This window comes from Peiella sedimenti (genome assembly GCF_030504955.1).
In the GTDB taxonomy this organism is placed as follows: Bacteria; Pseudomonadota; Alphaproteobacteria; order Caulobacterales; family Caulobacteraceae; genus Brevundimonas; species Brevundimonas sedimenti.
The window spans coordinates 228,580-253,025 of sequence record NZ_JAUKTR010000004.1 but is presented as its reverse complement, the minus strand read 5'-3'; the positions used below and the strand labels follow the sequence as shown (position 1 = coordinate 253,025).

The following is a 24,446-nucleotide window of genomic DNA, read 5'->3' as shown; positions in this document are numbered from 1 at the left end:
GTCAGGCGCCTTCTTCGACCGTCACGGCCATGGCCATGAATTCGGCTTCGGCCGCCAGCTTTCCGTCGATGAAGGTTTCGCCCCGGAACTTGTAGGCGTCGCCCCGCGCGCGCGTGACCTCGACCTTCATGCGCAGCTGGTCGCCCGGCCTGGCGGGCCTGCGGAACCGCACCCCGTCGATCGACATGAACATGATCACCTTGTTCGACACGTCCACATCCAGCGACTTGGACATGAGCAGGGCGCCGGTCTGGGCCATGGCCTCGACGATCAGAACGCCGGGCATGACCGGATCAATCGGGAAGTGGCCCGGGAAGAACGGCTCGTTGAAGCTGACGTTCTTGATGCCCGTGATGGAGGTCCGGGCGATGAAGTCCTCGGCCCGGTCGACCAGCAGGAAAGGGTAACGGTGCGGAATGCGCCGCATCACCTCGGCGTAATCGATGGCCGTGCCCGCGCTTCCCTCGTCACTCGCCATGATCGTCGCCACCCTTCTTCTTTCCTGCGGCCTGTTTGGCCAACCAGGCCGTCTCACGCAAGAACTGGCGCACCGGACGGGCCGGATAGCCGGACCAGACCTCACCGGCCGGCACGCTTCTCAGCACCGCCGCCGCGGCCGCGATCTGGGCGCCGTCGCCGACGGTCATGTGATCCACGACGCCGGCGCGGCCGCCGAAGGCCGCCCTGTCCCCCACCACCACCGAACCCGACAGACCCGTATGCGCCGCGATCAGGCAGTGGCGGCCGATCCGCACGTTGTGGGCGATCTGGCACAGGTTATCGATCTTGGTCCCCTCGCCGACCACGGTGTCCTCAAAAGCGCCGCGGTCGATGCAGGTGTTGGCCCCCACGGACACGTCGTCCTGCAGGATGACCCGGCCCAGCTGTGGCATGGCGACGGTTCCGTTGCGCCCGGCGGCGACGCCGAAGCCCGCTTCGCCGATCACCGCCCCCGCGCCGATGGTGACCCGATCGCCGATCAGGGCGAAGCCCACCACGGCGCCCGCGCCGATGCGGCCATCGCGGCCGATGCAGACGCCCGGCCCCACCACGGCGTTGGGCTCCAGCACCGTGCCTCGGCCGATCCGCGCGCCGGGACCGACCACGGCGCCCGGGGACAGCACCACGCCGTCTTCCAGCTGGGCCGTTCCGTGCACGGGCTCGGTCCCGTCGAATAGACGCCCGGGATGCAGCGCCGCCGCCGTCAGGGCCCAGGCCACGGCGGGTTCAGGCGTGATCAGGGGGATCGCGCCTTCGCGGATCGCGCCCGCGTCGCCCTCGCGCACGAAGACATAGGACGCCTGGCTGCGGGCCAGCCGGTCGCGATACCGACGATCCGACAGAAAGGCGGCGTCGCCCGGTCCCGCACGGTCGAGCGTCGCGGCGCCAGAAACGGAAACGGCCGCCCCTTCCGGGACGGCCGCTCCTGTCAGCTTCGCCAGGGAGGGGCCATCCAGCGCCGCGCGCCTCTGGAAGAAGCGCGGATCCGGCGCCGCGTCTGGCCTGGCCCCCATCGTAGGCGGATTAGGACTGCGCCGGTTGCTGCTGCTGCGGCAGCGGCATGCGGTCGAAGGTCACGGTCGGCAGCGTGGTGTTCAGCTGCTGGATGACCTGGGGCGTCACGTCCATGGCCGGGTTGGCCGCCAGGATGCCGGACGCGTCCAGCAGAAGGCTGCAGCCGCGCGCCTGATAGACCTGGGTCAGGATCGGGTTGACGGTCTGGGCGATGCGCAGCCGCTGCGACTGCTCGGTGTACTGCAGTTCAGCCAGTCGGGTCTGGCGCAGGGTCTCGAAGGTCTGGGCGCGCTGGCCCAGGGCCTGGCGGCGCTGGTTGAACTGGTCGGCCGGCAGGCTGGCCTGCTGGCTCTGCAGGGTGCGCAGCTCGGTGTCGATGGCGTTGGCCTCGGGCTGCAGCTCGGCTTCCACCTGCTGCATCAGCTGCTGCAGGCGCGTATTGACCGCCTGGCCGGCGGTGGAGGTCTGCATCAGGGCCGGGCCGTTGTAGATGCACACGCCGGTGATGGCCGGGCCGTGGTTCAGCGGCGCTTGGGCGGGCTGCTGCTGAGCGGAGACCGTCCCAGCGGCGGCCAGGGCGGCCGCCGAGGCGGCGATCAGGAAAAGCTTGTTCATCTGGTGTTTCCTAGAAGGGCGTGGTGCTCGAGAACCGGAAGGTTTCCGTGCGGTCGTAGTCTTCCTTCGCCAGGATCTGGCTGAAGTCGAAGCGGATGGGACCCATGGGCGAACGCCAGGAGACGCTCAGGCCCGCGGCGGCCCGCAGGCCCAGATTGTCCACGATGTTCGGGTCGGGCATGCCGTTCGACAGCAGCTTGTAGCGGTCGTCCAGCAGGCCGGCGGTGCCGACGTCGAGGAACAGGGACGTTCTCACTCCATATTCTTCCGGCAGACCGTTGGGCACGGTCAGCTCGGTGGTCAGCTGAGAATAGAAGTTGGCGCCCAGGGAGTCTCGCGTCAGAAGGTCACGCGGTCCCATGCCCGCGGTCTCGAAGCCGCGGAAGTTGCTGCCGCCGCGGAAGAAGCGGTCGTTGATCCGCACGGGATCGCCGCTCCAGCCCGCCACATAGCCCAGCGAGCCTTCCACGCTGAGCACGAAGTTCTCGGTGAAGCCGTGATAGAAGTTGGCCTCGATCTCGGTGCGGATCGAATGGACGTCGCCGCCCAGGCCGGCGAAGTCCTGGCGCAGGGCGCCTGACCAGCCGCGCGTCGGCCGCACCGGGTTGTTCGTGGCGTTGAAGGCCAGCGTGTAGCCCGGCGCCGAGGTGATGACGCTGCCCAGCTGCTCGCACAGCGCCTGCGAGCCCAGGCCGCTGGCGTCGCAGTAGCCATCCGGAACCGTCACCTCGTCCTGCCGCAGCGAATAGCGCGTCGACAGGGTCGAGATGCCGTTCAGCGGCCAGCTGAGGCGGACCGCACCACCGGTGGACTGCCAGTTGAACGAAGAAAAGTCCGAATAATCATACCGGTAGTGGTACAAATCAAAGCCGGCCCTCAAGTCGCGGCCCAGGAACTTCGGCTCGGTGAAGCGGAAATCGATCTGCTGGCGCAGCGATCCGTAGGACACGCGCGCCACCAGGTTCTGACCCCGGCCGCGGAAGTTGCGCTCGGTCACGCTGACGTCGATGACGAACGATTCCAGCGAGCTGAAGCCGGCGCCGAAGGACAGTTCGCCCGTCGGCTGCTCCTGGACCTGGACCTGGACGACCGTGCGGTCCGGCGCCGAGCCCGGCACGTTCTCGATGCTCGACTCGGCGAAGAAGCCCAGTCCCTGAAGGTTCAGTTCGGAACGGTTGACCAGCACCTGGTTGAAGGCGTCGCCCTCGGCCAGCATGATTTCGCGCCGGATCACGGGGTCCAGGGTGCGGGTGTTGCCGACGATGTCGATCCGCTCGACATAGACGCGCTGGCCCTCGCTGACATGGAACACCACGTCGATCGTGTTGTTCTCGCGGTTCGGCGTGTACTCCGGCCGCACGTCCACGAAGGCGTAGCCCGCCGACCCGGCCGCGAAGGTCAGGGAGTCCACCGCCTCTTCGATGCGGTCGACCTGATAGAGGTCGCCTTCACGGATCGGCAGCAGCGCCTGAAGGAACTCGGGATTCAGGCGCTCGTTCGCGGTCTCGACCGTGACGCGGCCGAAGTTGAACTGAGCGCCCTCGTCCACCGTCATGGTGACGGCGAAGTCCTCACGGTCGGGGGACAGCTCGGCCACCGCCGAGACGATGCGGAAGTCGAAATAGCCGTTGTTGCGATAGTGCTTGGTGATCTGCTCGCGGTCGTATTCGAGGCGATCCGGGTCGTAGACGTCGTTGGACGAGAACAGCCGCCACAGCCGCGAGGTCTTGGTGACCATGATGTCGCGCAGGTCGCGGTCCGAGAAGGCTTCGTTGCCCAGGATGTTGATGCTGCGGATGCCGGTGGCGACGCCTTCATCGATCTCGAACACCAGGTCGACGCGGTTCTGCGACAGCTGCACGATCTTGGGCGTGATGGTCGCCGTGATGCGGCCCGAGCGGCGGTACAGCTCGACCAGGCGCTGCACGTCCTGGAGAACCCGGGCGCGCGTGTAGACGCCGCGAGGCCGAATCTGCACTTCCTCGCGCAGCTTCTCCTCGGTGATGGCCTCATTGCCCTCGAAGGTCACTTGGTTGATGACCGGATTCTCCACCACCTCGACGACCAGGTCGGCGCCCTCGGCGAAGATCTGCACGTCCGAGAACAGGTCCGTGCGGTAGAGCGTACGAAGCGCCACATCCAGGGTCGCCGGATCCACCGTGTCGCCCGGCTGGATCGGCAGGTACGAGGCGATCGTCTGGGTATCGATGCGCTGATTGCCCCGCACCACGACCCGAGCCACCGTCACCGTGGGGCTGGGCGGTGCCTGGGGCGCGGCTTCGGCCTGGGGCTGGGGTTCAGCCTCGGCCGCCGGGGCGGGGGCTTCCTGGGCCAGGGCGCCCGATGCCAGACCGGCGGCGATGACGAGCGCGCCCAGGCTGGCGCCCACGCGGCTCACGGCGGCGCGGTTCGACCCAAGGCGGGGAAAGGACAAAGGCATGGAGCGGACCATTGGGGCGTCAGACACCGATTCTTACGAGATGGACCCGCCCAGCGAGCGGAACAGGCTGAACTTCTGTACGTCGTTCCAGGTGGCGAACAATATCAAACCGACCAGCAACACAAGACCGACGCGGTATCCTAGCTCCTGAATCCGCGCGTCGAGGGGACGCCGGGCAACAGCTTCGTAGGCATAGAACACCAGTCTCCCCCCGTCGAGGATCGGCACAGGCAGCAGATTAAGGAAGCCAACTCCGACAGAAAGAAGGCCGGTCAGCAACAAAAGCGAAGCCGTGACGCGCCAGACCCCGTCCCCGAGGTTCTCGGCGCCGGTCGCCGCGCCGGACGCCACCGTGCCCGAGGCGCGGGCGATGCCCAGCGGGCCGCTCAGCTGGTCGCCCGACTCGCGGCCCGTCACCACTCGCCGAAGATAGGTCAGCGTGGTGTCCAGGACGGTCGCCGTCATGCGAACCCCCTCGCCCAAGGCCGTGACGGGATTCAGCGCGCGGCGCTCGATCGTCTCGGGCGTGGGGTTGAAGGCGATCCCCAGCACCCCTTGGGTCACGGGCTGGCCGTCGATCTCCAGGGTGCGCGCACGCGGCGTGGCCGTCAGCTCAAGCGTCTGGCCCGCGCGCTCCACGTCGAAGCGGATGGGCTCGCCGGCCCGGAACTGCACCATCTGGGCCACGTCGGACCAGTCGTCGATGGCGCGGCCGTTGGCGCGAGTGATCAGGTCGCCGGGCCGGAACCCGGCCTCCGCCGCCGCGCCGCCGGCGGAGACCTCTCCCACCACGGGCTTGATCCGCACGACCTCTCCGGCCGCCATGGCCAGGCTGGCGAAGATCAGCACCGCCAGCACGAAGTTCGCGAAGGGCCCTGCGAAAACGATCAGCGCCCTCTGCCAGACGGGTTTGAAGTCGAAATAGGCCCGCTCCGCGCCCGCCCCCTCGGCAGCGACGATCTGTTGGCGCGCAGCATCCAGGGTCTTGGCGTCGGGCGCCCCGTCCAGGTCGCCGGCAAACTTCACATAGCCGCCCAGCGGCAGCCAGCCGATGCGCCATTCCACGCCGCGCTTGTCGCGATGGCTGATGAGAGCCCGCCCGAAGCCCAGCGAAAAGCGCTCTGTCTTCACCCCGAACAGTCGGCCGGCCCAGTAGTGTCCCAGTTCGTGAAAGGTGATGACGATCGACAGCACCACGATGAACGAGGCGATCGCCAGGAGAGTGCTTGTCAGCGCGTCGAGCATGGTCTCATTCGTCTCCGCCCCGATCAGGCGGCGTTCGCCCGACGTTCAATTACATCCTGCGCGCCCCGCCGGGCCCGCCGGTCGGCGGCCATGACGCCTTCCAGAACGCCGTTCCCCGCTCCTTGATGGGACTGGCCGTGGCCCATCCCCTCAAGAACCTCCTCCACGACGGCGGCAATATCCGAAAAGCCGATGCGCCGGTCAAGAAAAGCCCGAACCGCCGCCTCATTGGCGCCGTTCAGCACCGCAGGCGCCTCGCCGCCCGCGGCCAGCGCCTCGCGCGCCAGCCGAAGGGCCGGAAAGCGCGTCAGGTCCGGCGCCTCGAAGGTCAGCGGCCCGCAGGTCGTCAGGTCGAGGGCGGGCGCCGGCCAGGCCGTCCGGTCCGGCCAGGCCAAGGCGACGGCGATGGGCGTGCGCATGTCGGGCGGGCCCAGCTGAGCCAGGCTGGAGCCGTCGGCGTAGCGGACCAGGCTGTGGATCACCGACTGAGGGTGGATGACCACGTCCAGCTGATCGGGCCTCAGTCCGAACAGATAGGCGGCCTCGATCGTCTCCAGCCCCTTGTTCATCAGGGTGGCGCTGTCCACCGAGATCTTGGCGCCCATGCTCCAGTTCGGGTGGGCGACCGCCTCTTGCGGCGTAGCCCGGGCGATCCGCGCGGCGCTCCAGTCGCGGAACGGCCCGCCCGAGGCCGTGAGGGTCACGCAGGCCACCTGGGCTGCATTCCGCACCTCGAAGACCTGCAGGATGGCCGAGTGTTCCGAATCCACCGGCAGCACCCTGCCGCCATGTTCCTCGGCCCGATGCATCAGGGCCGGTCCGCAGCAGACCAGGCTCTCCTTGTTGGCAAGGGCGATCACGGCCCCCGTCCCCGCCGCGGCCCAGGTCGGCGGCAGGCCGGCGGCGCCGACGATAGCCGACATGACCCAGTCCACGGGGCGCAGGGCGGCCTCGACGAGGGCCGCCTCGCCAGCCGCCGCCTCCACGCCTGTACCGGCCAGTCCCTCGCGCAGCCGAGGCAGGGTCCCCTCGTCCGCCGTCACCGCCAGCGCCGGGCGCCAGCGGCGCGCCTGCTCGATCAGCCGATCGACGTTGCGGCCGGCAGCCAGCACTTCGATAGCGCCGCCGAAGCCCGCCTTTTCAAGCAGGTCCAGCGTCGAACAGCCGATGGAGCCGGTCGAACCCAGAATGGAAATGCGCTCAGGCAGCCGCATCTAAAGCGCGCCTCCTGCCAGGACGCGCGCGCCCGCCACTACCACTGCAGCGAACAGCAGGCCGTCCACCCGGTCCAGAAGCCCCCCGTGCCCCGGAATGATGTCGCCGGAATCCTTCACGCCGTAACGGCGCTTCAGGGCGGATTCGAATAGGTCGCCGCTCATGGTGGCCAGCGCGCCCGCCAGGCCCACCAGCGCGGCCCAGAGCACCGGCAGGCCCGTGATCCGCCACTCGGGCCCCGCCATGGCGAAGCTCAGCGTGACCAGGGCGGCGACCGCCGACCCGGCGACCAGTCCCGCGATGAAGCCAGCCCAGGTCTTGTTGGGCGACAGGCGCGGCGCCAGTTTCGCGCCCCCGATGGCGCTGCCGGCCAGATAGGCTGCGATGTCCGCGCCCCAGGTGATCGCGAACAACAGGATCGTCCATCGGCCGCCCTCATCCTGAAGCCTCAGCCAGACCATCAGCACGATGGGGACGGCAAGGTAGAGCACGCCGAACCACGCGCGCCCGGCCCAGCCGCCGCCGGTCCGCGCCACGACGGCCAGGATAAGGGCGCCGATCGCGCACACGGCCCAGGCCAACGGCAGCTCGTCCGCATAGGCGCCGATGCAGCCCGCGACGATCGTCACGGTGAGCAGGAAGGTCAGCGGCCCCTTGCGCCTGGACTGGCTCATCTGGGTCCATTCGAAGGCCAGGAAAGCCGTCGAGACCGCGATCATAAGCATGAAGGGCAGACCGCCCAGATACAGGGCCGCGATGGCGGCGGGCGCCAGCACCGCCGTAGAGGCTGCTCTAAGACCGATACCCTGCAGCTTCACGCGCCCGACGCCTCCGCCAGCGGCCGGGCCAGGGCGCCGAACCGCCGGTCGCGCAGGCGATACTCCTCGATGGCCGCCGCCAGCGCCCGGGGGCCGTAATCGGGCCACAGGATGTCCTGGAACACCAACTCGGCGTAGGCCGCCTCCCACAACAGGAAGTTCGACAGCCGCCGCTCGCCCGAGGTGCGCACGACCATGTCCAGGGGCGGCGCCTCGCCGGTGGACAGCAGCGCGCCGAACCTCTCTTCGGTCAGGGCTTCGGGTTCCACCGTCCCGGCCTTGACCTGCTCGGCGAAGCGGCGCGCCGCCCGCACGATGTCGGACCGGCCGCCATAGTTGAACGCCACCTGCAGAAGGAAACGGTCGTTGTGGGCCGTGCGGCTCTCGGCGCGCTCGACGATGCCGCGGATGTCCGGGGACAGGTCCTCGCGGGCGCCAAGGATGCGCAGGCGCACCCCGCCCTTGCGCAGGCGCTCCAGATCCGCCTCCACATAGGCCTTCACCAGGCCCATCAGCTCCGAGACCTCCTCGGCGGGCCGGCGCCAGTTCTCGGTCGAGAAGCCGAACACGGTCAGGCACTCGACGCCCAGGTCGCCCGCGCCTTGCACCGTGCGTTTAAGGGCCTCGACGCCCGCCTTGTGACCGGCTGTGCGCGGCAGGCCGCGCGCCTTGGCCCAGCGGCCGTTGCCGTCCATGATCAGGGCGACGTGGCGCGGCCCGCCGTCGCGGGCGGTTAGGTCACTCTCAGCCGTGGGGGCCGACGCCATACTCAGGGATCCTCATGCAGGTCAGACCTGCATGATCTCCTGTTCCTTGACCTTCAAGGCCTCGTCGATGCGCTTGATAGCCGCGTCCGTCTCCTTCTGGACGTCGCCCTCCAGGCGCTTCTGCTCGTCCTGGCTGATCTCGCCGTCCTTTTCCGCCTTCTTCAGGTCGTCATTGGCGTCGCGCCGCACGTTGCGCACGGCGATGCGCTGCTGCTCGGCGTACTTGCCGGCCAGCTTGACCAGATCCTTGCGCCGCTCCTCGGTGAGGGGCGGGATCGGGATGCGCAGGGTCTGACCGTCGACGACAGGGTTCAGGCCCAGGCCCGCGGCGCGGATGGCCTTCTCGACCGAGACCACCATGCCCCGATCCCAGACGCTGACGCTGATCATGCGCGCCTCGGGCACGCTGATGGCCGCCACCGTGTTCAGCGGCGCGGTGGCGCCATAGGCCTCGACCATCACCGGTTCGAGCAGGCCTGCCGAGGCGCGGCCCGTCCGCAGGCCCGCGAACTCCTCCTTCAGCGCCGTGACCGCCTTGTCCATGCGGGCGGCGTAGGATTTGATGTCTGGCTTGGCCATGATCGTATCTCCGGACTTGGTTCTCTTTAGGCCAGTTCTTCTTAGACTTGCCCGCTGATGACCGTGAAGGGGCCTTCGCCGTTCAGAACGCGCCGCAGCGAGCCTTCGCCGCGGATCGAGAAGACCACGATGGGAATGCCCGCGTCCCGCATCATGGCGATGGCCGAGGCGTCCATGACCCGCAGGTCCTTGGCCAGCACGTCCTGATAGGTCAGCCGTTCATAGCGCGTGGCGCTGGCGTCCTTCTTCGGATCGGCGGTGTAAACCCCGTCCACGCTGGTGCCCTTCAGCAGGGCGTCGCAGCCCATCTCGGCGGCGCGCAGGGCGGCGCCGGAATCCGTCGTGAAGAAGGGCGCGCCCACCCCGGCGGCGAAAATCACCACACGGCCCTTCTCCAGGTGCCGCAGGGCGCGACGCCGGATGTAGGGCTCGGCCACGGCGTTCATGGTCAGGGCGCTCTGCACCCGCGTCTGTACGCCGATCTTCTCCAGCGCCGCCTGCATGGCCAGGGCGTTCATCACGGTCGCCAGCATGCCCATGTGGTCGGCTGTGGCCCGGTCCATGTCGCCGGCCGCCTTCGACAGCCCCCGGAAGATGTTGCCCCCGCCGATGACCAGGCACATCTGCACGCCGCTCTCGACGGCGCGCTTGATGGCCGCGGCCACGGTGTCCACCGTCTTCATGTCGATGCCGTAGCCCTGTTCGCCCATCAGCACTTCGCCGGACACCTTCAGCAGGATGCGGCGGTATTTCGTCGGGTCGGCGGGCGGTTCAGCGGGCATGGCTTGGGGCCTGTCTCGGGAAGGGTAATGACTGGCGCCGGAATCGGCGGGCCACCATAGACGAAGGGCGCGGCGGCCGTCCAAGCCGCCGCGCCCCTGATCGGCGCAATTTATCCGTAATCGGTTTAGCCGCCGGTCATCGAGGCGACTTCCGAAGCGAAGTCGGGCCCCTCGACCTTCTCGACACCCTCGCCCAGCGCCAGGCGGACAAAGCCGCCGATGTGCAGGTTCGGGTTGCCCATCGCCTTGCCCTCTTCAGCCACCAGCTGCTCGATGGTGCGGTCCGGGTCCATGACGAAGTTCTGCTTGGTCAGCACCACTTCCTTCTGGAACTTGGCGATCTGACCCGAGACGATCTTCTCGATCATGTTCTCGGGGCGGCCTTCCTCGCGCGCCTTCTCGGTCAGGACGGCGCGCTCCTTCTCGACGGCGGCGGGGTCCAGATCGTCGGTGTTCAGCGACAGGGGCGCGGTCGCCGCCACGTGCATGGCGATCTTGCGGCCCAGTTCACGCAGCTTGGCCTTGTCGCCGGCGCCGTGCAGGGCGACCAGCACGCCGATCCGGCCGAGGCCCGGCGACACCGCGTTGTGCACGTAAGAGGCGACGACGCCCTCGTCGACCGACAGGCGGGCGGCGCGGCGCAGCTGCATGTTCTCGCCGACCGTGGCGATCAGGTTGGTGACCTCGTCCTGAACCGTCTTGCCGGTTTCCAGCTCGGCGCCGTGCAGGCCCTCGACCGTGGCGTGCTCCAGGCCCAGCTCGGCGAAGCGCTTGGCCGCGTTCTGGAACAGCTCGTTGCGCGCGACGAAGTCCGTCTCGGCGTTGAACTCGATAGCCGCGCCGATCTCGCCGGCGCCGACTTCCTTCGAAGCCACGGCGACCAGGCCCTCGGCCGCCACGCGGTCAGCCTTCTTGGCGGCCTTGGACAGGCCCTTGGCGCGCAGCCAGTCGATGGCGGCCTCGATGTCGCCGTTCGTTTCCTGCAGGGCCTTCTTGCAGTCCATCATGCCGACGCCGGAGCGCTCGCGCAGGTCCTTCACCAATGCGGCCGTGATCTCCGCCATGGGTCTGTCTCCAATCCTTAGGGGTGCGGCCGCCCCCACGTGGGCGGGGCGGCCATCCAAATCAAGTACGGTTCAGTCTCGCCGCGAATTGCGACGGGCGTTCAAAGCTCGGCTCAGACGGCGCCCGGCTCTTCCGGCACGGCGTCCAGGGCCTCAGTGGTGGCTTCCTGGGCCTCAGCGGGGGCTTCAGCGGGGGCCTCAGCCGCAGCCTCGGGGGCGTCGGCAGGCTGTTCCGCCTTCTGGGCCATGGCCTCGTCCTCGGCGGCCAGCGGCGTGGCCTCGGCGGCCGGAGCGGCCTCACGCAGGGCCGGCTCCACCGGAGCGACCGAAGCGCCCAGGTCCACGCCCATGGCCGCCTGGCCCGAGGCCAGACCGTCCAGCACCGTGTCGGCCACCAGATCGCAGTACATCTGGATGGCGCGCGCCGCGTCGTCGTTGCCCGGCACCGGGAAGGTGATGCCGTCCGGATCGCTGTTGGTGTCCAGGATCGCCACGACCGGGATGCCCAGCTTGCGGGCTTCCTTGATGGCGATGGCTTCCTTGTTGGTGTCGATCACGAACATGATGTCGGGCAGGCCGCCCATGTCCTTGATCCCGCCCAGGCTCAGCTCCAGCTTGTCGCGCTCGCGCTGCAGGTTCAGCAGCTCCTTCTTCACGCGGCCGCCGCCTTCGCCCGACAGCACCTCTTCCAGCTCGCGCAGGCGCGCGATCGAGCCCGACACGGTGCGCCAGTTGGTCAGGGTGCCGCCCAGCCAGCGGTGGTTCACATAGTACTGGGCGCAGCGCTTGGCGGCGGTGGCCACCGGCTCGGAGGCCTGGCGCTTGGTGCCGACGAACAGCACGCGGCCGCCCTTGGCCGCCACGTTGCGGATCTCGTTCAGCGCCTGGTGCAGCAGCGGCACCGTCTGCGACAGGTCGAGGATGTGGATGTTCGAGCGCGAGCCGAAGATGTAGCGCTCCATCTTCGGGTTCCAGCGGTGGGTCTGGTGGCCGAAGTGGGCGCCGGCCTCAAGCAGGCCACGCATGGAGAATTCAGGCAGAGCCATGTGATCGTCGTCCTTCTTCCGATCGGTCCTGGCGCAGGCGGTAAACCTTCCCGTGAAGGAGGGCTCGGAACGGAGCGGGCGGGATGTCTCCCCGGCCGCGCCACGCCTTGCGCTGTGAAGTGGGCGGGCCTTTACGCGGGAACAGCTGGAAAGGCAAGGGCTGGGTCTTGTTGTCTCTTCCCCGCTCGGCGGGGAGACGGCACTCGCGGAGTGCAACGGAGGCGTGGTGCGGCAAGCCGTTCGGTAACCTACCCCTCCAACACTCCGTGGTCGCCCTCCCCGTCAAGGAGACTGGCGTCACACCCGACTCCTCACAACCCCGTGAACCAAATTTGAGATCGGGACGTTCTGCCCTCCACGAGCGGAGCGGTTTCCGCTCATCACCGGAGGGACTATCCATGATCCGTTACGCCCTGGCGGCCGTCGCCGCCCTGAGCCTCGCCGCCTGCGAAAGCCAGGCCGACCGCGCCGCCGAGCAGCAGGCCGACGCCATCGAGGACACCACCGAGGCCCGGGCCGACGCGCTGGAGTCCCAGGCCGCGGCCACCTCGAACGAGGCCCAGGAAACGGCCCTCAACAACCAGGCCGACCAGATCGAGCAACAAGGCGACGAAGCCGCCGACCAGGTCGAGCAGAACGCCGGCCAGCAGGGCTAAGCGCCCTCGCCTTTCCGCTGGGCGGCTTGCCAAAGGCCGCCCAGCACCGGCGGGATCAGGTCCGGCAAATCCTCGGCGATCAGGCCCGGTCCGAACCGCCCAGCCGCCTGGGCGTGGATCCAGACCGCCGCCCGAGCCGCGTCGAAGGCGTCCATTTTCTGCGCCAGCAGGCCGCCGATCATCCCCGCCAGCACATCGCCCGTCCCCGCCGTGGCCAGCCAGGCCGGCGCAGGCGCGCTGACCTCCACCCGCCCGTCGGGGGAGGCGATGACGGTCTGATTGCCCTTCAGCACCACCACACAGCCCGCCCTTTCAGCGGCCCGTCGCGCCAGGTCGGCCCGATGCCCGCCGCCCATCAGGTCGGGGAACAGGCGATCGAACTCGCCCAGGTGCGGCGTCAGCACGTCGTTCGGCGACAGTCTGTCGAACAGGGCCTCCGGCCATTGGCTGAACAGGCTCAGGGCGTCCGCGTCCAGCACCAGGGCCGCCGCTCCCGCCAATACAGTCTCCACCATGGCCAGATGCTCCGGCCGGCGGCCCAGGGCGGGACCTATGACCATGGCGTCCAGCCGTTCGGCGGGCTCCGCCAGCTCAGCCGCGTCGCCGAAGGGCCGCAGCAGCGCCGCCTCCAGCACCGGCGCCAGCACCGGGGCGGCCGCCTCGGGCGCCCAGACCTCGACCCATCCGGCGCCGATCCTCTGGCCGGCCCGCGACGCCAGGCGCGCGGCGCCCGTGGCCCACGGCCCTCCGCTCACCACGCCCAACCGCCCGCGGCTGTGCTTGTGCGTCTCAGCGCCCGGCCACGGGAACCGATCCAGCCAGTCCGGAGTCTGCTTGACGTCCATCACCGAGCCCTCCGCCGCCGGATCGCTTCAGCCCGAGATTTTTTGCGCCGGGGTCTTGCGATTTGCTGCAATGCACCGTCCCTTTGCGGCCCGGGTATCGCCCCCGGGAATCCGATGAAAAAGATCGAAGCCGTCATCAAGCCCTTCAAGCTCGACGAGGTGAAGGAAGCTCTCCAGGACGTGGGCGTCCAGGGCATGACGGTGCTGGAAGCCAAGGGCTACGGGCGCCAGAAGGGTCATTCCGAACTCTATCGCGGCGCCGAGTACGTCGTCGACTTCCTCCCCAAGATGAAGATCGAGGTGGTCGTGCCCGACGACCTGGTCGCCGCCTGCCTCGAGGCCATCCAGACCGCCGCCCGCACCGGCAAGATCGGCGATGGCAAGATCTTCGTCACCGACGTGCTCGACGTCATCCGCATCCGCACCGGCGAGTCCGGCCCCCACGCCATCTAGACCGCCCTCTTCTCTCCGCCTCCCCAAGCCGCCAAGGACCGACGATGAAAGCCTCCAAAATCCTCCAGGACATCAAGGAAAAGGATGTCCGCTTCGTCGACCTGCGCTTCACCGACACGCGGGGCAAGCTCCAGCACGTCACCCTCGACATCAACATGGTCGATGAGGAGCTGCTCGAGGAAGGGACCATGTTCGACGGCTCGTCCATCGCCGGATGGAAGGCCATCAACGAAAGCGACATGCTGCTGAAGCCGGACCTGAAGACGGCGATCATCGATCCCTTCTACCAGCAGACCACCCTTGCCCTGTTCTGCGACGTGCTGAACCCCGATACGGGCGAGCCCTACAACCGCGACAGCCGCTCCATGGCCAAGAAGGCCCTGACCTACGTGCAGTCGCTGGGCGTGGGCGACACCGTCTTCTTCGGGCCCGAGGCCGAGTTCTTCGTCTTTGACGATGTGCGCTGGTCCACCGCGTCGCACGACACCGGCTTCTCGTTCGACTCCATCGAGCTGCCCTCCAACACCAACCGCGCCTACCCCGAAGGCAACATGGGCCACCGGCCCGGCGCCAAGGGGGGCTACTTCCCGGTCAACCCGGTGGACTCGGCCCAGGACCTGCGCGGCGAGATGCTGGCCGTCATGGGCGAGCTGGGCATGGATCCCGAAAAGCACCACCACGAGGTGGCCCCAGCCCAGCACGAACTGGGGCTCAAGTTCTCCGATCTGCTCACCATGGCCGACCGGATGCAGCTCTATAAGTACGTCATCCACAACGTGGCGGCGGCCTACGGCAAGACGGCCACCTTCATGGCCAAGCCCATGTTCGGCGACAACGGCTCGGGCATGCACGTGCACCAGTCGATCTGGAAGGGCGGCAAGCCGCTGTTCGCGGGCGACAAGTACGCCGGCCTGTCGGAAATGGCCCTCTGGTACATCGGCGGCGTCATCAAGCACGCCAAGGCCATCAACGCCTTCTCGAACTCGACCACCAATTCCTACAAGCGCCTGGTGCCCGGCTATGAGGCCCCGGTGAAGCTGGCCTATTCCAGCCGCAACCGCTCCGCCTCGATCCGTATTCCGTGGGTGTCCTCGCCCAAGGCCAAGCGCCTGGAGGTCCGCTTCCCCGACCCCATGGGCAACCCCTACCTGACCTTCGTGGCCCTCTTGATGGCCGGGCTCGACGGCATCGAGAACCGCATCGATCCGGGGCAGGCCATGGACAAGAACCTCTACGACCTGCCCCCGCAGGAGCGCGCCAACGTGCCCGAGGTCTGCGGATCGCTGCGTGAAGCCCTCGAGAACCTCGATAAGGACCGCGCCTTCCTCAAGAAGGGCGGCGTCATGGATGACGACTTCATCGACAGCTACATCGAACTGAAGATGGAGGAGGTGATGCGCCTCCAGCTCCACCCGCACCCGGTGGAATTCGATATGTACTACAAGTGCTGATGGGCGCTTGCTGAGGTGAAATATGAGGGCCGGGCGAGCGATCGTCCGGCCCTTTCGCTATTCTGGCCGCCGCCGCACCACGCCCCCGAAGAAGGCCGGCATGGTCCAGCCGAAGCGCAGGGCCGAGGCGCGGATGCCCAGGCCCACGACGAAGCCCGCCGCGCCGGCGATCTCGCGATAGCCCAGCGCCTCGACGACCACGAACACCGCCGCCCCGGCCATGGCGGCGGTGATGTAGATTTCCCGGCGCAGCAGCACGGACGGCTCTCCGGCCATGACGTCGCGGATGATCCCCCCGGCGGTGGCCGTCATCACGCCCATGACCACGGCCACGAGGGCCGGCGCGCCCAGGGCCACGGCCTTGGCCGCCCCCAGCACCGCGAAGGCCGCCAGGCCTATGGCGTCCAGCCACAGCAGCAGCCGCCCCGAGAATGGCCTGACCCCGATCAGCCAGACCAGGGCGCCCACCGCCACGCACACGGCCAGCTGGGCGGGATCGGCGATCCAGAACACCGGCGTATCCAGCATCACGTCCCTCAGGGTGCCGCCGCCCACCCCGGTGATGGCCGCGAAAAAGGCGAAGGTGATGACGTCGTGCTTGCGCGCCGCCGCCGCCAGGGCGCCGCTGGCCGCGAACACCGCCACCCCGCCATAGGTCAGCAGCAGATAGATGACGCCAAGCTCATAGGTCATGGGGCTGGTCCTCCAGGCGCTTCGCGCCTCCATAGCAGGACTGCGCCGCATCGCCGCCTTGTGAAGCCCCGCCGTCGGGCCCATACCGCCCGCCCGGCCGCGAATCGCGCCAAACCGAGTGCAATGTCCAAGCCTGCGCCTTCCGACGATCTGTTCAGCCTGATGGCCTCGCCTCAGGAGCCCGCCAGGCCAGAGCCCGTGCCTGCGCCGGCGCCCGCGCCTGCGCCTGCCGCCAAGCCGGCGGCCGTGAAAGCCGAACCCGCCGCGCCCGCGCCCTCCTCCGGCGACTATTCGGCCGCCTCCATCGAGGTGCTTGAGGGGCTGGAGCCGGTGCGCAAGCGGCCGGGCATGTACATCGGCGGCACTGACGAGCGGGCCCTGCACCACCTCTTCGCCGAGGTGCTGGACAACTCGATGGACGAGGCCGTGGCCGGCTTCGCCAAGACCATCCGGGTCGAGCTGGACCAGGACGGCTTCCTGACCGTGTTCGACGACGGCCGGGGCATCCCGGTCGATCCGCACCCCCGCCACCCCGGCAAGAGCGCGCTGGAGGTGGTGATGACCGTCCTCCACTCGGGCGGCAAATTCTCCGGCAAGGTCTATGAGACCTCGGGCGGGCTGCACGGCGTGGGCGTCTCGGTCGTCAACGCGTTGTCCGATTGGCTGGACGTCACCGTCTGGCGCGAAGGCCAGGAATGGCGCCAGCAGTTCTCGCGCGGCCAGCCCCAGGGTCCGATCGAGCTGATCGGCCCGACGAAGAAGCGCGGCACGCAGATCCGCTTCCGCCCCGATCCCGAGATCTTCGGCGACGCCGCCGCCTTCAAGCCCTCGCGCCTGTACCGCATGGCGCGCTCCAAGGCCTATCTGTTCCGGGGCGTGCACATCCGCTGGAAGTGCGATCCGGCGCGCATCACCGACCCGAACACGCCCACCGAGGCGGACCTGCACTTTCCCAACGGACTGGCCGACTTCCTGGCCGAACGCGTGGGCTCGCAGGAGACCGTCACCCCCACCTTCTCCGGTCGCGTCGAGCGCAAGGGCGAGGCCGGCGCCGTCGAATGGGCCGTGACCTGGAGCCCGGCGGGCTTCGGCGACGCCGACGGCTTCATCCAGTCCTACTGCAACACCGTGCCGACGCCGGACGGCGGCACGCACGAGGCGGGGTTCCGCGCCACCCTCACCCGGGGCCTCAAGGCCTATGCGGAGTTGGTGGGCGAAAAGCGGGGCGGCCTCATCACCGCTGAGGACGTCATCGCCAATGCGGGCGCCCTCGTCTCGGTCTTCATCAAGAACCCCGAGTTCCAGGGCCAGACCAAGGACCGCCTGTCGTCGGCCTCGGCGACGCGCCTCGTCGAGGGCATCCTGCGCGACCCCTTCGATCACTGGCTCACCGAAAGCCCCAAGCAGGCCAACGCCCTGCTCGCCTTCGTCATCGAGCGCGCCGAAGAGCGCCTCAAGCGGCGCAAGGACAAGGAGGTCCAGCGCGCCTCGGCCACCCGCAAGCTGCGCCTGCCGGGCAAGCTGGCCGACTGTTCCCAGCAGTCCTCGGATGGGGCCGAGCTGTTCCTGGTGGAGGGCGACTCCGCCGGCGGCTCCGCCAAGCAGGCCCGCAACCGCGCCAACCAGGCCATCCTGCCCCTGCGCGGCAAGATCCTGAACGTGGCCTCGGCGGCCGCTGACAAGCTGCGCCAGAACCAGGAGCTGTCGGACCTTATGCTGGCCCTGGGCGCCCAGCCGCACCCACGCTTCCGCGTCGAGGACCTGCGCTACGAGCGCATCGTCATCATGACCGACGCCGACGTGGACGGGGCCCACATCGCCAGCCTGCTCATCACCTTCTTCTACCGCACCATGCCCGAGCTGATCCGTTCGGGCCGCCTCTATCTGGCCCAGCCGCCGCTTTACCGCATCACCTCGGGCAAGGAGAGCGCCTACGCCCGGGACGACGCCCATAAGGACGAGCTGCTGGCCGGGCCCTTCAAGGGCAAGAAGGTGGAGATCGGCCGCTTCAAGGGCTTGGGCGAAATGATGCCGGCCCAGCTGAAGGAAACCACCATGGACCCGTCCAAGCGCACCCTGGCGCGGGTCACGCTGCCCCAGAGCGAGGACGAGATCGAGGATCTGGTCGAACGCCTGATGGGCAAGAAGGCCGAGGCCCGCTTCCGCTTCATCCAGGACAACGCCGCCTTCATGACGGCCGAGGAACTGGACGTTTAGCGCGCCGCCGGCGCCAGCGGCTGGTAAAGGCCCATGGCGCGGGACTCGAACGCGGTCACCAGCTTGCCCACGGCCCGGTCCAGGTTCGCCCGGGCCATCATGTCGAGCAGGCGCGACTTGAACTCAAAGTCCACCTCCAGCCGCATGCGCGAGCCGGTCGGCGTCTCTTCAAACGTCCACTGGCCCTTCAGCCGGCGGAACGGACCGGAGATCAGGTCCATGTCCACGCGGCAGGCGTTGGCGTCGGTGCGCACCCGCGTCGAGAAGCGCTCCGACAGCATGGAAAAGCCCACCACCACCTCGGCGTCGCGCGTGGTCACGCCCGGTTCCAGCTCGCCCTCGTTCCAGACGCGCAAGGACGTGATCCAGGGGATGAACTCAGGATAGGCGCGGATGTCCGTCACCAGCGCCATCATCTGGGCCGTGGAATAGGGAACTGAACGCTCGACGACCTGACGGGGCAGGGCTCAGGCTCCAGCAAGCTGGGCGTCGCGCGCCGCGCGCAGCCGGGCGAAATCCTCGCCGGCGTGGTGCGAGCTGCGCGTCAGCGGGCTGCACGAGGCCATCAGGAAGCCCTTGGCCCGGGCGATGGCCTCATAGGCCTTGAACTCTTCCGGCGTCACGAACCGCTCCACCGCCGCGTGCTTGCGCGTCGGCTGCAGGTACTGGCCGATGGTGATGAAATCGACGCCGGCGGACCGCATGTCGTCCATCACCTGCATGACCTCTTCCTTGGTCTCGCCAAGACCGACCATCAGGCCCGACTTGGTGAACTGGGAGGGGTCGCGCTCCTTCACGCGCTCGAGCAGGCGCAGCGAGTGGTAGTACCGCGCGCCCGGCCGAATCTTCAGGTAGAGGCGCGGCGTCGTCTCCAGATTGTGGTTGAAGACGTCTGGCCTGGCGTCGATCACGGCCTCGGCCGCGCCCGGCTTTCTCAGGAAATCCGGCGTCAGGATCTCGATGGTGGTCTGCGGCGCCTGGCGGCGGATTTCGGCGATCGTCCGGGCGAAGTGTTCGGCCCCGCCGTCGGCCAAGTCGTCGCGATCGACCGAGGTGACCACCACGTGCTTAAGGCCCATGCGCGCGGTCGCCTCGCCGACCCGGCGCGGCTCGTCCAGGTCCAGGCTCTCGGGCAGGCCGGTGCGGACGTTGCAGAAGGCGCAGGCCCGCGTGCAGGTGTCGCCCATGATCATGAAGGTGGCGTGCTTGACGCTCCAGCACTCGCCGATGTTGGGACAGGCCGCCTCTTCGCAGACCGTCACCAGACCGCCCTCGCGCACGATGTCGCGCGTCTCGCGATAACCGGCCGAGCCGGGCGCGCGCACGCGCAGCCAGTCGGGCTTTCTCAGCACCTCGGTGTCGGGCCGGTGCGCCTTCTCGGGGTGCCTCAGCTGCCGCCGGTCCAGGGCCAGGGTGTCGATGACGGTCGCCATGGCGGGCTATGTCGTCCGGACGCCCCGGATAATCAAGCCTGAACGCGCCTCTGGACGATGCTCCGTATTCGGATCACCCTGCGAATGGGATCGAACTTCACCGATCATGTCCGATCTTTTCAAGAAACCGCCGCAGCGGTAACTTCGCCTGCAATCACAATAACGGAACAGGCCAAGTTCCGGGGTGGAGAGAACCGCTTGCCCAATGCCTTTGACCCGACCACGGCCGCCCGGCCGGTGTTCGACGCCCTCATCGAGGCTCGCGCCCGTTTCGGCGACAAGCCCATCATCGAGGACCAGGACCGCAAGCCCCTCACCTATACCGGGCTGATCCGCGCGGCCTTCGTGTTGGGCCGCAAGATCGCCGCCATGACCGAACCGGGAGAACGCGTCGGCGTGCTCCTGCCCTCCAGCATGGGCTCGGCCATCGTCTTCTTCGGGCTGCACGCCTACGGCCGCGTGCCGGTGATGCTCAACTTCACCTCGGGCGCCCGCAACGTGAAGGGCGCGTGCAAGGCCGCGGGCGTGAAGCGCGTGCTCAGCGCCAAGCGCTTCGTCAACCTGGCCAAGCTCGACGACCTCATGGACGAGGTGGCCAAGGCGGCCGAAATCGTCTGGCTCGACGACGTGCGCAAGACGATCAGCCTGGGCGACAAGCTGTTCGGCCTCGCCGCCGGCGCCGCGCCCAAGCGCTTCCGCACCGAGACGCGCGCTGAGGACCCCGGCGTCATCCTCTTCACCTCGGGCAGCTTCGGCACGCCCAAGGGGGTCATGCTGACCCAGGGCAACCTGACCGCCAACGTGGCCCAGGTGGCGGCCCACATCGACCTTGACCCCAATTGGGTGCTGTTCAATCCGCTGCCGACCTTCCACTGCTTCGGCCTGACCGGCGGCATCCTCCTGCCCCTGCTCACGGGCATGAAGGCGTTCGAGTACCCCTCGCCCCTGCACGCGCGTCAGATCACGCCCCTGCTGAAAGAGGTGAAGGCCTCGCTGCTGCTGGCGACGGACACCTTCATCAACCAGTACGCCCGCGTGGCCGAGCCCGGCGACTTCGACAGCCTGGAGTTCATCGTCTGCGGCGCCGAGAAGGTCCGGGACGAGACCCACAACCTGTTCGACGCCCAGTTCGGCGGCATCCCGGTGCTCGAGGGCTTCGGCGCCACCGAGGCGGCCCCCGTCGTCGCCGTGAACCAGCCCGGCGCCAACCGTCGCGGCACGGTGGGCAAGCTCCTGCCCGGCATGGAGGCCAAGCTCGAGCCCGTGCCCGGCATCGAGCGGGGCCAGCGCCTCTACCTGCGGGGCCCCAATGTCATGGCCGGCTATCTGGCTGAGGGCGATCCCACCCAGGTCGAGCCGCCGGTCGACGGCTGGCACGACACGGGCGACATCGTCGAGATCGACGACGACGGCTACGTCTCCATCCTCGGGCGCGTAAAGCGCTTCGCCAAGATCGGCGGGGAGATGGTCTCCCTGGCCGCCGTCGAGGGCTTGGCTGAGGCCGTCTGGCCCGACGGCCGCCACGCCGTGGTCTCGGTGCCCGACCCCAAGAAGGGCGAGCGCCTGGTCCTGGTCACCGACCGCCGCGACGCCGAGGTGGCCTCGCTCGCCGCCTTCGCCCGCACCAACGGCGCGCCCGAGCTGGCGGTGCCCAAGAAGATCCTCAAGGTCCCGGAAGTGCCGGTGCTCGGCACCGGCAAGACCGACTATGTGGCCATCCAGCGCCTGGCCGAGGCGGCCTAGCCCTCGATCTCGACCACCTCGACGCGGGTTCGGTTCAGCACCAGGGCGATCTCGCCGCGCTTCAGCTTCAGGGCGTCCTCGCCGAACAGCTCGCGGCGCCAGCCCTTCAGCGCGTCTACGTCGGCGTTGTCGTCCAGCGCGATCTGCTCGAGATCCGAAACGTTGGCCACCAGCTTGGCGGCCACGTCGCCCCGTTCGCACTTGGCCTTCAGCAGCACCTTCAGCAGCTCCACCACCGAAGGCGGCGCCGGCTGCTTGTGCGGCGGGCGCTCCAGCTTGGGCGCATGGGCCTCCGGGTCGGCCAGCACCGCCTTCAGCGCCTCGATCAGCTCCTGCCCCAGGCGGGACGACCCGAACCCCTTGGGCACGCTGCGCAGGCGGTTGAAGCCTTCCGGGTCCGTCGGGGCCTGGGTGGCCACCTCGTCGATGGCCTCGTCCTTGAGGATGCGTCCGCGCGGCTGGTCGCGTTCCTGCGCCGCCCGTTCGCGCCAGGCCGCCGTGGCCTGGAACGCCGCCAGATACTTCGCCGAGTAACGCTTGGGCTTCAGCCGCTTCCAGGCATTTTCGGGGCTCGTGTCGTAAAGCGCTGGATCGGTCAGCGCCTTCATTTCCTCGGACACCCAGCCCAGCCGGCCTTCCTTTTCCAGCTGCGCCCGCAGCTTGGGATAAAGGTCCGCCAAGTGCGTCACGTCGCCAAGGGCATAGTCATACTGCGCCTCGGACAGGGGCCGCCGCGCCCAGTCGGTGAATCGGCTGGCCTTGTCCACGTCGCGCTTCAGCATCTGGCGCACGAGCGAGTCGTAGGACACCTGGTCCCCCATCCCCGCCGCCATGCCCGCCACCTGGGTGTCGAACAGCGGCACGGGCATGGCTCCCAGACGCTGGAAAATCTCCACGTCCTGGCGCGCCGCGTGGAAGACCTTGACGATCTTCGGGTCGCGCAACAGGTCCAGGAACGGCTCCAGGTCCAGGTGGTCGGCCAGGGGGTCGATGCAGGCGGCCTCCTCAGGCGTCGCGGCCTGAATCAGGCACAGCTTGGGCCAGTAGGTGGTCTCGCGCATGAACTCGGTGTCCACGGCGATGAAGGGCGCGCCCTTCAGTTTGTCACAGAAAACTCGAAGGTCGGCGCTGTTGGTGATCGGCTTCATGGGCGCTAGCTATAGCCTCGCGCCGCGCCGCCGTGGCAAGAGCGCGCGCGAGATTCCCACCGGCTTTTCAGGCGCCCGATGACGAAAGATCACGATCCCACCGCCAACGGCCTGACCTACGCCGACGCCGGCGTGGACATCGACGCGGGCGAAGCCCTGGTCGAGGCCATCAAGCCGCTGGCCAAATCCACCCGCCGTCCGGGGGCCGAGGCCTCGCTGGGCGGGTTCGGCGCCCTCTTTGATCTCAAGGCCGCGGGCTATGACGATCCGCTGATCGTCACCACCACCGACGGGGTCGGCACCAAGCTGCGCATCGCCATCGAGACCGGCCGCCACGACGGCGTCGGCATCGACCTGGTGGCCATGTGCGTTAACGACCTCCTGGCCCAGGGGGCCGAGCCCCTGATGTTCCTGGACTACTACGCCACGGCAAAGCTCGAGGTGGACGTGGCGCGCCGCGTGGTGGCCGGCATCGCCGAGGGCTGCCGCCAGGCGGGCTGCGCTCTGGTGGGTGGTGAGACGGCCGAAATGCCCGGCATGTACGAGGGCGGCGACTACGACCTGGCGGGCTTTTCCGTGGGCGCGGTCAATCGCGACGGCGTCCTGCCGCGCCTCGACGCGCAGAGGGCCGGCGACCTGATCATCGGCGTGGGCTCCTCGGGGCCGCATTCCAACGGCTACTCCCTGATCCGCAAGATCGTGGAGCGTTCGGGCCTCGCCTGGGGCGCCGACGCCCCCTTCGCCAAGGACCAGAGCCTGGCGCAGGCGCTGATGACCCCCACCCGCATCTATGTGAAGAGCATCCTGCCCCTCATGCAGGCGGGCAAGGTGTCGGGCGGCGCCCACATCACCGGCGGCGGCCTGATCGAGAACCCGGGCCGCGCCATCGCGCCGGGGCTTGCGGCCCGCTTCGACTGGGACGCCCTGCCCCTGCCGCCGCTGTTCGACTGGCTGCAGCGCGAGGGCGGCGTTTCCGACCACGAGATGCGCCGCACCTTCAACTGCGGCGTCGGCTTCGTCCTCTACGCATCGCCTGACGAGGCCCCCGGCGTCGTCTCGGCCCTGATCGAGGCGGGCGAGGACGCGGTCATCTGCGGCGAGCTGGCCGCGGCATGAGCCGCGCGCGCGTCGCCGTCCTCATCTCCGGCGGCGGCTCGAACATGGCCGCCCTGATCCGCGCCGCTCAGGACCCCGCCTACCCGGCGGAAATCGCGCTGGTGCTGTCGAACAATGCCGAGGCGGGCGGCCTCGAAAAGGCGCGCGCCGCGGGCGTGCCGACCCTCGTCATCGACCACCGCCCCTTCGGCAAGGACCGCCAGGCCCACGAGGCGGCGATCCATCTGGCCCTGACCGACCACGGCATCGAGGTCGTGGCCCTGGCGGGCTACATGCGCCTTTTGACCCCCTGGCTGGTGGGGCGCTGGTCCGGCCGGATGCTGAACATCCACCCCAGCCTGCTTCCGAAATATCCCGGGCTGCACACCCACGCCCGCGCCCTTGAGGCCGGCGACCCTGAGGCCGGCTGCACCGTCCATCTGGTCATCGACGAGGTCGACGCCGGAGAAATCCTCGGCCAGGCCCGCGTGCCGGTGCTCGACGGCGACACGCCCGAGACCCTCGCCGCCCGCGTGCTGGAGCAGGAGCACAGGCTCTATCCTGCGGTGCTGGCGGACTTCGTGCGGACGCTTCCGGCATGAAAAAGACCCCCAGGATCGCTCCCG

At 68.7% G+C, this 24,446-nt stretch carries 24 protein-coding genes; 7 read left to right on the top strand and 17 right to left on the bottom strand.

Translation table 11 applies throughout. From position 1 onward, the window contains the following. Nucleotide 1: 1 nt before the first annotated feature. From fabZ to rpsB, 12 genes are all read right to left on the bottom strand, one after another. On the bottom strand, nt 2-478 hold the full coding sequence (gene fabZ, locus Q0812_RS11025) for a 3-hydroxyacyl-ACP dehydratase FabZ (protein ID WP_302110388.1): 477 nt from the start codon (nt 476-478) through the stop codon (nt 2-4). Continuing rightward, nucleotides 468-1,514 (bottom strand): UDP-3-O-(3-hydroxymyristoyl)glucosamine N-acyltransferase, encoded by a 1,047-nt coding sequence (gene lpxD, locus Q0812_RS11020; protein ID WP_302110387.1) that lies wholly within the window; start codon nt 1,512-1,514, stop codon nt 468-470. Before lpxD ends, fabZ begins: the two co-directional genes overlap by 11 nt. 10 nt (nt 1,515-1,524) lie before the next feature. After that, nucleotides 1,525-2,130, bottom strand: a complete 606-nt coding sequence (locus tag Q0812_RS11015) for an OmpH/Skp family outer membrane protein (protein ID WP_302110386.1) — start codon at nt 2,128-2,130, stop codon at nt 1,525-1,527. A gap of 10 nt (nt 2,131-2,140) precedes the next feature. Then, a complete protein-coding gene (gene bamA / locus Q0812_RS11010; protein ID WP_302110385.1) occupies nt 2,141-4,570 on the bottom strand; it encodes an outer membrane protein assembly factor BamA in 2,430 nt (809 codons plus the stop codon). Between the two features lie 33 nt (nt 4,571-4,603). Then, nucleotides 4,604-5,815 (bottom strand): M50 family metallopeptidase, encoded by a 1,212-nt coding sequence (locus tag Q0812_RS11005; RefSeq protein WP_302110384.1) that lies wholly within the window; start codon nt 5,813-5,815, stop codon nt 4,604-4,606. 23 nt (nt 5,816-5,838) lie between these two features. Beyond that, nucleotides 5,839-7,029 (bottom strand): 1-deoxy-D-xylulose-5-phosphate reductoisomerase, encoded by a 1,191-nt coding sequence (dxr, locus tag Q0812_RS11000; protein WP_302110383.1) that lies wholly within the window; start codon nt 7,027-7,029, stop codon nt 5,839-5,841. After that, the gene (locus Q0812_RS10995) at nt 7,030-7,848 is read right to left on the bottom strand and encodes a phosphatidate cytidylyltransferase (protein WP_302110382.1); all 819 of its coding nucleotides are present in this window, start codon (nt 7,846-7,848) and stop codon (nt 7,030-7,032) included. It abuts the gene before it with no gap. After that, nucleotides 7,845-8,615: a polyprenyl diphosphate synthase gene (uppS, locus tag Q0812_RS10990; protein WP_302110381.1), complete on the bottom strand. Its 771-nt coding sequence runs from the start codon at nt 8,613-8,615 to the stop codon at nt 7,845-7,847. Before uppS ends, Q0812_RS10995 begins: the two co-directional genes overlap by 4 nt. A gap of 21 nt (nt 8,616-8,636) precedes the next feature. Beyond that, nucleotides 8,637-9,194, bottom strand: coding sequence for a ribosome recycling factor (frr, locus tag Q0812_RS10985; RefSeq protein ID WP_302110380.1), 558 nt, complete (start codon nt 9,192-9,194; stop codon nt 8,637-8,639). A gap of 41 nt (nt 9,195-9,235) precedes the next feature. Further along, nucleotides 9,236-9,976, bottom strand: coding sequence for a UMP kinase (pyrH, locus tag Q0812_RS10980; RefSeq protein WP_302110379.1), 741 nt, complete (start codon nt 9,974-9,976; stop codon nt 9,236-9,238). 125 nt (nt 9,977-10,101) lie between these two features. Further along, nucleotides 10,102-11,040, bottom strand: a complete 939-nt coding sequence (gene tsf, locus Q0812_RS10975; RefSeq protein ID WP_302110378.1) for a translation elongation factor Ts — start codon at nt 11,038-11,040, stop codon at nt 10,102-10,104. Between the two features lie 113 nt (nt 11,041-11,153). Further along, nucleotides 11,154-12,086 (bottom strand): 30S ribosomal protein S2, encoded by a 933-nt coding sequence (gene rpsB / locus Q0812_RS10970; protein WP_302110377.1) that lies wholly within the window; start codon nt 12,084-12,086, stop codon nt 11,154-11,156. A gap of 398 nt (nt 12,087-12,484) precedes the next feature. Here rpsB and Q0812_RS10965 point away from each other — a divergent pair, with 398 nt between their 5' ends. After that, nucleotides 12,485-12,742, top strand: coding sequence for a hypothetical protein (locus tag Q0812_RS10965; RefSeq protein WP_302110376.1), 258 nt, complete (start codon nt 12,485-12,487; stop codon nt 12,740-12,742). On the opposite strand, the gene Q0812_RS10960 is transcribed toward Q0812_RS10965, so the two are convergent. After that, on the bottom strand, nt 12,739-13,587 hold the full coding sequence (locus tag Q0812_RS10960) for an NAD(P)H-hydrate dehydratase (protein WP_302110375.1): 849 nt from the start codon (nt 13,585-13,587) through the stop codon (nt 12,739-12,741). The two genes, Q0812_RS10965 and Q0812_RS10960, sit on opposite strands and share 4 nt — an antisense overlap. A 114-nt stretch (nt 13,588-13,701) precedes the next feature. Here Q0812_RS10960 and Q0812_RS10955 point away from each other — a divergent pair, with 114 nt between their 5' ends. Beyond that, nucleotides 13,702-14,040 carry a P-II family nitrogen regulator gene (locus Q0812_RS10955; protein ID WP_302110374.1) on the top strand — a complete coding sequence of 113 codons (339 nt, stop codon included), beginning with the start codon at nt 13,702-13,704 and terminating at the stop codon, nt 14,038-14,040. Between the two features lie 44 nt (nt 14,041-14,084). After that, complete coding sequence (gene glnA / locus Q0812_RS10950) at nt 14,085-15,491, top strand: type I glutamate--ammonia ligase (RefSeq protein WP_302110373.1); 1,407 nt, start codon at nt 14,085-14,087, stop codon at nt 15,489-15,491. 57 nt (nt 15,492-15,548) lie between these two features. Here the strand turns inward: glnA and Q0812_RS10945 are convergent, their stop codons facing one another. Continuing rightward, nucleotides 15,549-16,184: a trimeric intracellular cation channel family protein gene (locus Q0812_RS10945; protein ID WP_302110372.1), complete on the bottom strand. Its 636-nt coding sequence runs from the start codon at nt 16,182-16,184 to the stop codon at nt 15,549-15,551. Nucleotides 16,185-16,307: 123 nt separating this feature from the next. Here Q0812_RS10945 and parE point away from each other — a divergent pair, with 123 nt between their 5' ends. Beyond that, nucleotides 16,308-18,401: a DNA topoisomerase IV subunit B gene (gene parE / locus Q0812_RS10940; RefSeq protein WP_302110371.1), complete on the top strand. Its 2,094-nt coding sequence runs from the start codon at nt 16,308-16,310 to the stop codon at nt 18,399-18,401. Here parE and Q0812_RS10935 read toward each other — a convergent pair. Both Q0812_RS10935 and lipA read right to left on the bottom strand, forming a co-directional pair. Continuing rightward, nucleotides 18,398-18,865: a type II toxin-antitoxin system RatA family toxin gene (locus Q0812_RS10935; protein WP_302110437.1), complete on the bottom strand. Its 468-nt coding sequence runs from the start codon at nt 18,863-18,865 to the stop codon at nt 18,398-18,400. The two genes, parE and Q0812_RS10935, sit on opposite strands and share 4 nt — an antisense overlap. 3 nt (nt 18,866-18,868) lie before the next feature. Continuing rightward, the gene (gene lipA, locus Q0812_RS10930) at nt 18,869-19,834 is read right to left on the bottom strand and encodes a lipoyl synthase (protein WP_302110370.1); all 966 of its coding nucleotides are present in this window, start codon (nt 19,832-19,834) and stop codon (nt 18,869-18,871) included. Nucleotides 19,835-20,032: 198 nt separating this feature from the next. On the opposite strand from lipA, the gene Q0812_RS10925 reads away from it, so the two are divergent. Further along, the gene (locus tag Q0812_RS10925) at nt 20,033-21,577 is read left to right on the top strand and encodes an AMP-binding protein (RefSeq protein WP_302110369.1); all 1,545 of its coding nucleotides are present in this window, start codon (nt 20,033-20,035) and stop codon (nt 21,575-21,577) included. On the opposite strand, the gene rnd is transcribed toward Q0812_RS10925, so the two are convergent. After that, the gene (gene rnd / locus Q0812_RS10920; protein ID WP_302110368.1) at nt 21,574-22,725 is read right to left on the bottom strand and encodes a ribonuclease D; all 1,152 of its coding nucleotides are present in this window, start codon (nt 22,723-22,725) and stop codon (nt 21,574-21,576) included. The genes Q0812_RS10925 and rnd overlap by 4 nt on opposite strands. Before the next feature lie 78 nt (nt 22,726-22,803). On the opposite strand from rnd, the gene purM reads away from it, so the two are divergent. Both purM and purN read left to right on the top strand, forming a co-directional pair. Further along, nucleotides 22,804-23,841: a phosphoribosylformylglycinamidine cyclo-ligase gene (gene purM / locus Q0812_RS10915; RefSeq protein WP_302110367.1), complete on the top strand. Its 1,038-nt coding sequence runs from the start codon at nt 22,804-22,806 to the stop codon at nt 23,839-23,841. Then, the gene (purN, locus tag Q0812_RS10910; protein WP_302110366.1) at nt 23,838-24,422 is read left to right on the top strand and encodes a phosphoribosylglycinamide formyltransferase; all 585 of its coding nucleotides are present in this window, start codon (nt 23,838-23,840) and stop codon (nt 24,420-24,422) included. The genes purM and purN overlap by 4 nt, the downstream gene beginning before the upstream one ends. The last annotated feature ends 24 nt before the right edge of the window (nt 24,423-24,446 follow it).

What these genes read in the sequence shown, in the direction of transcription:
- fabZ (WP_302110388.1), bottom strand. Translation starts at nt 478, where the DNA reads ATGGCGAGTGACGAGGGAAGCGCGGGCACGGCCATCGATTACGCCGAG.
- lpxD (WP_302110387.1), bottom strand. Translation starts at nt 1,514, where the DNA reads ATGGGGGCCAGGCCAGACGCGGCGCCGGATCCGCGCTTCTTCCAGAGG.
- Q0812_RS11015 (WP_302110386.1), bottom strand. Translation starts at nt 2,130, where the DNA reads ATGAACAAGCTTTTCCTGATCGCCGCCTCGGCGGCCGCCCTGGCCGCC.
- bamA (WP_302110385.1), bottom strand. Translation starts at nt 4,570, where the DNA reads ATGCCTTTGTCCTTTCCCCGCCTTGGGTCGAACCGCGCCGCCGTGAGC.
- Q0812_RS11005 (WP_302110384.1), bottom strand. Translation starts at nt 5,815, where the DNA reads ATGCTCGACGCGCTGACAAGCACTCTCCTGGCGATCGCCTCGTTCATC.
- dxr (WP_302110383.1), bottom strand. Translation starts at nt 7,029, where the DNA reads ATGCGGCTGCCTGAGCGCATTTCCATTCTGGGTTCGACCGGCTCCATC.
- uppS (WP_302110381.1), bottom strand. Translation starts at nt 8,615, where the DNA reads ATGGCGTCGGCCCCCACGGCTGAGAGTGACCTAACCGCCCGCGACGGC.
- frr (WP_302110380.1), bottom strand. Translation starts at nt 9,194, where the DNA reads ATGGCCAAGCCAGACATCAAATCCTACGCCGCCCGCATGGACAAGGCG.
- pyrH (WP_302110379.1), bottom strand. Translation starts at nt 9,976, where the DNA reads ATGCCCGCTGAACCGCCCGCCGACCCGACGAAATACCGCCGCATCCTG.
- tsf (WP_302110378.1), bottom strand. Translation starts at nt 11,040, where the DNA reads ATGGCGGAGATCACGGCCGCATTGGTGAAGGACCTGCGCGAGCGCTCC.
- rpsB (WP_302110377.1), bottom strand. Translation starts at nt 12,086, where the DNA reads ATGGCTCTGCCTGAATTCTCCATGCGTGGCCTGCTTGAGGCCGGCGCC.
- Q0812_RS10965 (WP_302110376.1), top strand. Translation starts at nt 12,485, where the DNA reads ATGATCCGTTACGCCCTGGCGGCCGTCGCCGCCCTGAGCCTCGCCGCC.
- Q0812_RS10960 (WP_302110375.1), bottom strand. Translation starts at nt 13,587, where the DNA reads ATGGACGTCAAGCAGACTCCGGACTGGCTGGATCGGTTCCCGTGGCCG.
- Q0812_RS10955 (WP_302110374.1), top strand. Translation starts at nt 13,702, where the DNA reads ATGAAAAAGATCGAAGCCGTCATCAAGCCCTTCAAGCTCGACGAGGTG.
- glnA (WP_302110373.1), top strand. Translation starts at nt 14,085, where the DNA reads ATGAAAGCCTCCAAAATCCTCCAGGACATCAAGGAAAAGGATGTCCGC.
- Q0812_RS10945 (WP_302110372.1), bottom strand. Translation starts at nt 16,184, where the DNA reads ATGACCTATGAGCTTGGCGTCATCTATCTGCTGCTGACCTATGGCGGG.
- parE (WP_302110371.1), top strand. Translation starts at nt 16,308, where the DNA reads ATGTCCAAGCCTGCGCCTTCCGACGATCTGTTCAGCCTGATGGCCTCG.
- lipA (WP_302110370.1), bottom strand. Translation starts at nt 19,834, where the DNA reads ATGGCGACCGTCATCGACACCCTGGCCCTGGACCGGCGGCAGCTGAGG.
- rnd (WP_302110368.1), bottom strand. Translation starts at nt 22,725, where the DNA reads ATGAAGCCGATCACCAACAGCGCCGACCTTCGAGTTTTCTGTGACAAA.
- purM (WP_302110367.1), top strand. Translation starts at nt 22,804, where the DNA reads ATGACGAAAGATCACGATCCCACCGCCAACGGCCTGACCTACGCCGAC.
- purN (WP_302110366.1), top strand. Translation starts at nt 23,838, where the DNA reads ATGAGCCGCGCGCGCGTCGCCGTCCTCATCTCCGGCGGCGGCTCGAAC.